General features: G+C 72.0%; 5 protein-coding genes. 1 reads left to right on the plus strand and 4 read right to left on the minus strand.

Features of this window, described 5'->3' with window-relative positions:
* Positions 1–30: 30 nt before the first annotated feature.
* The 4 genes from ACJOT3_RS32545 to ACJOT3_RS32560 all read right to left on the minus strand — a co-directional run bounded on the left by ACJOT3_RS32545 (position 31) and on the right by ACJOT3_RS32560 (position 4,022).
* On the minus strand, positions 31–1,041 hold the full coding sequence (locus ACJOT3_RS32545; protein WP_406976970.1) for a hemolysin family protein: 1,011 nt from the start codon (positions 1,039–1,041) through the stop codon (positions 31–33).
* Positions 1,038–2,423, minus strand: a complete 1,386-nt coding sequence (locus ACJOT3_RS32550) for a hemolysin family protein (RefSeq protein ID WP_406976971.1) — start codon at positions 2,421–2,423, stop codon at positions 1,038–1,040. Before ACJOT3_RS32550 ends, ACJOT3_RS32545 begins: the two co-directional genes overlap by 4 nt.
* Positions 2,424–2,687: 264 nt before the next feature.
* Positions 2,688–3,248 carry a TrmH family RNA methyltransferase gene (locus tag ACJOT3_RS32555; protein ID WP_406976972.1) on the minus strand — a complete coding sequence of 187 codons (561 nt, stop codon included), beginning with the start codon at positions 3,246–3,248 and terminating at the stop codon, positions 2,688–2,690.
* A 117-nt stretch (positions 3,249–3,365) separates the two neighbouring features.
* Entirely contained in the window at positions 3,366–4,022 is a 657-nt protein-coding gene (locus ACJOT3_RS32560; RefSeq protein ID WP_406976973.1) for a class I SAM-dependent methyltransferase, read from the minus strand.
* Positions 4,023–4,162: 140 nt separating this feature from the next.
* Between ACJOT3_RS32560 and ACJOT3_RS32565 the strand changes: the two genes are divergently transcribed.
* A complete protein-coding gene (locus ACJOT3_RS32565; protein WP_406976974.1) occupies positions 4,163–4,669 on the plus strand; it encodes a dsRBD fold-containing protein in 507 nt (168 codons plus the stop codon).
* The last annotated feature ends 114 nt before the right edge of the window (positions 4,670–4,783 follow it).

Consider the following 4,783-nt stretch of genomic DNA (forward strand, 5'->3'; position numbering starts at 1 on the left):
CCGGGCCCCCCTTTTTTCAGTGCCCCGTCATCAGGCGGCGGTGTCCAGCAGCAGCAGCCGGTCCAGGATGTCCTGGAGGGTGACCAGGCCGATGGTCTCGCCGTCCTCCTCCACCAGGGACAGGTGGCTGCGGCTCTCGCGCATGATGCTCATCGCCGAGTACATCGGCGTGCCTGCGGGCAGGGTGAGCACCGGGCGCATCAGGTCCGCGGCGGTGGTCCCCGCCGGGCTCGTCAGCGCCTCGCGCACGTGCAGCACGCCCACCGGCACCCCGCCGTCCATGACGACCAGGCGCAGGTGCGTGGACTCGCGGGAGACCCGCTTGATCTCCTCCACCCCGTCGTCGGGTCCCACCGAGGCGATCTCCTCGCGGGGGGTGACGATCTCGCTCAGCGGCCGGGAGTTGACCTCCAGCGCGGTGGCCAGCTGGTCGCGGCGCTCGGAGTCCAGGGCGCCGGCCTTGGCCGAGTGCTCCACCAGCTCGCGGACGTCCTCGGGGTTGTGGCCCGAGTGCATCTCGTCCACGGCCTCGACCCCGAACCGGTGCAGGCACCAGTTGGCCATGCCGTTGAGGGCCAGCAGCAGCGGGCGGGTGAACCACATGAACGCCCGCATCGGGATCGCCAGCATGATCGCGGACTTCTCCGGGTGGGAGATCGCCCACGACTTGGGGGCCATCTCGCCCACGACCAGGTGCAGGAACGTCACCACGATCAGCGACAGGACGAACGAGACCACGTACCCCACCGCGCTGGGCAGGCCGCCGAACAGCGGCTCCAGCAGGTGGTGCACCGCGGGCTTGGAGATCGCGCCCAGCGCCAGGGCGCACAGCGTGATCCCCAGCTGGGAGCCGGCCAGCAGCAGCGACAGGTCCCGGGCGCTCTTGACGGCCGCCCGTGCCGAGGCGCTGGTCTTGGCCGCCTCCTCCAGCCGGTAGCGGCGGGCCGCCACCAGCGCGAACTCGATCGCGACGAAGAACGCGCTCAGCGCGATGATGACGGCGGTCAGCGCCAGCGCCACCCAGATGTTCATGTCGCTCATGCGCGCACCTCCGCGGCCTGTTCCTCGGCGCCGGCCTCGTGCAGCCGGACCTCCACCGTGTGCGGCACGTGCCGCTGGACGGAGGACACCCGCAGGGTCAGGGCCATGTCGGGGTCGTCGTCGTGGGCGCTGGCCGGACGGGGCAGCGCCAGCAGCACGCTGTCGCCGACCTCCGGCAGCCGGTGCAGCTCGTGGATGACCAGGCCGCCCAGGGTCTCGTAGTCGCCCTCGGGCAGGTCGTGCTCGATCAGCCGTTCCACCTCGTCGATGTGCAGGCCGCCCGGGACCAGGTAGGAGCCCTCGGCGTCCAGGTGGGCGGGGGCCTCCTCCTCCGGGGTGTGCTCGTCGGCGATCTCGCCGACCAGCTCCTCGGCCAGGTCCTCGGTGGTGATGACGCCGGCCAGGCCGCCGTACTCGTCCACCACGCAGGCGAACTCCTCGCCCGCCTCGCGCAGCTGGTCCAGGACGCCCGGCAGCGGCAGCGACGCCGGCACCATGACGGTGGGGCGGGCCACCTCGCTGACCTTGACGTGCTCCAGGTCGCGGTCGCCCAGCGCGAGCACGTCGCGCAGGCAGATGACGCCGACGATGTCGTCGACGCCGTCGCCCAGGACCGGGAAGCGGGAGTGGTCGGAGGCCATGAGCTCGACGACGCGGCTGACCGGGTCGCCCTCCTCCACGGTGCTGACCTCCGGGCGCGGGATCATCGCGTGCCCGGCGGTGCTCTCGTGGAAGTCCAGGGTGCGGTCCAGCAGGGTGGACAGCTCCGCGGGCAGGTCGCCGCTCTCCTTGGACTCGGCGATGATGCTCTCCAGGTCGCGCGGGGTCGCCGCGTGCTGGACGTCCTCCACCGGCTCGATCCGGACCAGTTTCAGGATCAGGATCGCGGCCTGGTCGAACAGCCAGATGACCGGGCCGAAGACCTTGAGGTAGATCCCCGTGGACAGGGCCAGGGCGCGGGCGACCGGTTCGGGTCGGGCGATGGCCAGGTTCTTGGGGAAGAGCTCGCCGAAGACCATCTGGACGACGGTCGAGAACAGCAGGGCCAGCACGGTGCCGATCGCGACGCCGGCGCCCGTGGGCACCCCGACGCCGCCGAGGAGTTCGCCGATGCCCTCGCCGATCAGCGGCTCGGCGACGTAGCCGACGAGCAGGGCGGTGACGGTGATGCCCAGCTGGGCACCGGAGAGCATGAACGAGGTGCGGTTGGTGATGCCCAGCGCCCGTTTGGCGCCGGCGTCACCCGCCGAGGCCCGCGCCCGCAGGCGGGAGCGGTCCACGGCCATGTAGCCGAATTCCTGGGCGACGAAGTATCCCGTCGCCACGGTGATCAGGAAGACCACCAGGATCCCCAGGCCGATACTGAGAACGGTGCTCATCATCGGGCACGCACCGCCTGGGCAGTGTTCCCGGCGCGACCGGGAACGGTTCTACGAGGGCGCGTGCCCCCGGGAGAAGGAGGCTCGTCTGTTTCGGGGCCACAGCATCCCTGGGGGATGCTGCCGGTACTTCGGGACGGGTCCACTTTTCCTCTCTCTGCGCTGTGCGCTCAGGATTGACGCCGTAGATGGTACGGCTGTGACAGGTGGGAGACCTGCTACGCGATCAAGGACGAAGGACGGCGGGGGAAAGTTCCCGCCACCTGATCAGTTCCCGATCGGAGCGTCGGGCTCACCACCGAGGGAGGCCCACTCGCGACGGCGGGCCTCGGCGAGGGCGATCGCGGTGGCCACGGCCACGTTCAGCGATCCCACCCGCCCGATCTGGGGGATGTAGGTGATGGCGTCCGCGCCCGCCAGCAGGGCGGGGGAGCAGCCGTGGTCCTCGGCGCCGACGGCCAGGCACACGTCGTCGTCCAGGGGGGCGGCGTGCAGCGGCACGGCCCCGGAGGCCAGTTCGAGGGCGACCACCTTGTAGCCGTCGCCGCGGGCGGCGGCCAGCGCCTCGGCGGTGGAGCCCACCCGGACGTGGTCGACCTTGGCGGCGGTGCCCAGGGCGGTCTTGCCGACCTTGGGGTCCAGCGGGTCGGCGCTGTTGCCGGTGAGCCAGAGGCGGTCCACGCCCAGGGTCGCGCAGGTGCGCAGGATCGAGCCCAGGTTGTAGGGCTGGGTGACCGATTCGACGATCAGGGCCAGGCGCCCCTGGGTGCTCCTGCGCCACTGGCGGTTCAGGCGTTTGACGTCGGTGGGGCGCAACTGCGTGCTCAACTGCGGTGTGTTCCTCGGCGGTGCGTGGATGGTCACCCGGGACCGGGTGTGCGCACCAGGTTACCGGGCGGGACCCGGACGCGCACGTGTGCCCGGACACACCGGGGCACACGTGTCTCAACCGGTGCCGGTGTCGCCTTTGCGGACGGCCAGGACGCGGAAGCCCGCGCGGGAGGCGGCGCGCTCGGTCGGGAACCCCTGCGCCCGGAGCCATGTGTGGAGGGAGTCGGCGCCCAGGTGGCGCTGGACGACCAGGTGGGCGACGCCCTGGTCGGTGAGCCGTCCCAGCCACACGCGCAGCAGGGTGTGCAGGATCTCCTTGCCCACCCGGATCGGCGGGTTGGACCAGATCGCGTCGAAGGGCCCGGCCAGGTCGGTGGCGCCGGGCGCGTCGGGCGTGTCCTGTTCGGCGGGCTCGCCCTGGGGGGTGATGACCGCGAAGCGGGCGTTGCCCAGGCCGTGCTCGGCGGCGTTGCGGCGGGCCAGGCCCACCGCGCGGGAGTTCACGTCCACGCCCAGGACGCGGGCGCCGGGGGCGCGGGAGGCCAGGGTGAGCGCGATCGGCCCGTAGCCGCAGCCCACGTCCAGCAGCCGCCCCTGCGGGGGCGGGGCGGGGACCGACTCCAGGAGCACCCGGGTGCCCAGGTCCACCTTGTCGGGGGAGAAGACGCCGCGGTCGGTGTGCAGGCGCAGGTGCAGGTCGGGCAGGACCAGGTCCGCGGTGGAGGGGCGGCTCGCCGCGCCGGGGTCGGAGTCGAAGTAGTGCTGGGCCACGCCGTGACGCTACCAGTCCCGGCGTGTGTCCCACGCCCGGCAAAAACCTCGCATGCTGCGGGAAACGACGCGCCAAGCCCGGACACGACCCGGCCAAGGGTGCCGAAGATGGAGTTATCCGAGTGATGGCGGGGGAACCCATGCGAGCACAGGTAGGAGATCGTCTGGTCATCGAGAGCCAGCGCGCGGATGCGCACCGGCGGACCGGCATCGTCACCGGCATCCGGGGCAGCGGCGGGGGACCCCCGTACCAGGTGCACTGGCTCGACGCCGAACAGGGGCACGACGCCCTGGTCTACCCCGGGCCGGACGCGCACATAGAACACCCACCCGGTGCGGGGGCCGGGACGAGCACGGAGGGGGCGCAGATGCACACGACCAAGCGCTGGAACGTCGATGTGGTGATCTCGGAGGAGAACGAGGGTGAGGCCGCCCGCACCTGGGCTGAGGTGGGCATGGTCGCCGACGACGGTACGGCGCTGCGCGGTCACGGGATGGCACGCAAGCACCCGATGGATCTGGACGTCCCCGAGATCGGTGAGGAGCTCGCCGTCTCCCGGGCGCTGTCGGATCTGTCGCGCCAGCTCCGGCAGGTCGCCGCCGAGGACATCAACGACAACACCGGCACCCCGTGGCGGCCCACCTGACGGGGGCCCGCCCGTCGGGCGGCGATCACGAACACGGACCCCCGGCCCTTACAGGGCCGGGGGTCCGGCCGTGCCCGCACCGGTGGTCTCCGACACATGGAGGACCGGAAGTGG

Origin of the sequence: Nocardiopsis protaetiae, from assembly GCF_045446735.1 — a bacterium.
Taxonomy (GTDB): domain Bacteria; phylum Actinomycetota; class Actinomycetes; order Streptosporangiales; family Streptosporangiaceae; genus Nocardiopsis; species Nocardiopsis protaetiae.

Excerpts from the sequence above, each read along its gene's own strand:
- ACJOT3_RS32545 (WP_406976970.1), bottom strand. The coding sequence starts at position 1,041 with ATGAGCGACATGAACATCTGGGTGGCGCTGGCGCTGACCGCCGTCATC.
- ACJOT3_RS32550 (WP_406976971.1), bottom strand. The coding sequence starts at position 2,423 with ATGATGAGCACCGTTCTCAGTATCGGCCTGGGGATCCTGGTGGTCTTC.
- ACJOT3_RS32565 (WP_406976974.1), top strand. The coding sequence starts at position 4,163 with ATGCGAGCACAGGTAGGAGATCGTCTGGTCATCGAGAGCCAGCGCGCG.